Raw genomic sequence first — 633 nt, 5'->3', positions numbered from 1 at the left:
CTGCTCAACCGCTGGCAGCTGATCGGCATGACCGTCGCCATCCTCTTCGGGGTGTTCAGCGCACTGATCCAGTTCGGCGCCTGGCAGTCCGACGGCCGTGCCGCTGACGACACCGAGCAGCTGGTCCGGGTCCAGGAGATCAAGTCGTCGCTGCTGCGAGCCGACGCCCTCGCCACCAACGCCTTCCTGGTCGGCGGTCTCGAGGACCCCGACCAGCGCAAGGAGTACGACGCCGCGCTGTCCTCCGTGCTCACGGAGATCGCGAATGCGGCGGAGTCCCAGCCGGCCGACCGCGAGGTGCTCGCGGCCCTGAATGTCGAGGTGGCCGACTACGCCACCGCTGTCGCCCAGGCGCGCAACAACAACCGCCTGGGCTACCCGATCGGTGCGGAGTACCTCAGAGGCGCGAGCAAGGAGTTGCGGTCCGACGCGATCCCGCTCATTGACAACATGGTGACCGCGAACACCGAGCGCACCGAGGACGCGATGGCTGGCCAGCACCCGATCTGGCTGGTGCTGCTCGGACTCGCCGTGCTCGTCGTGCTGGTCTGGCTGAACCGCGAGCTCGCGAAGCACTTCCACAGGCGGATCAACAAGGGCATCGCGTTCGCCGCGGTCATCGTGCTGGTGGTC

Annotated in this window: 1 pseudogene; it reads left to right on the top strand. The window is 67.8% G+C overall.

The annotated features are described in order from the left end of the window. A pseudogene (locus ACOADB_RS23840) lies at positions 1-633 on the top strand (hypothetical protein); the annotation flags it as partial.

This window comes from Nocardioides sp. CPCC 206348 (assembly GCF_048654705.1).
Classification (GTDB): Bacteria; Actinomycetota; Actinomycetes; order Propionibacteriales; family Nocardioidaceae; genus Nocardioides.
Note: the sequence above shows the minus strand (reverse complement) of the source record. Positions and strands in the feature narration are given on the sequence as shown.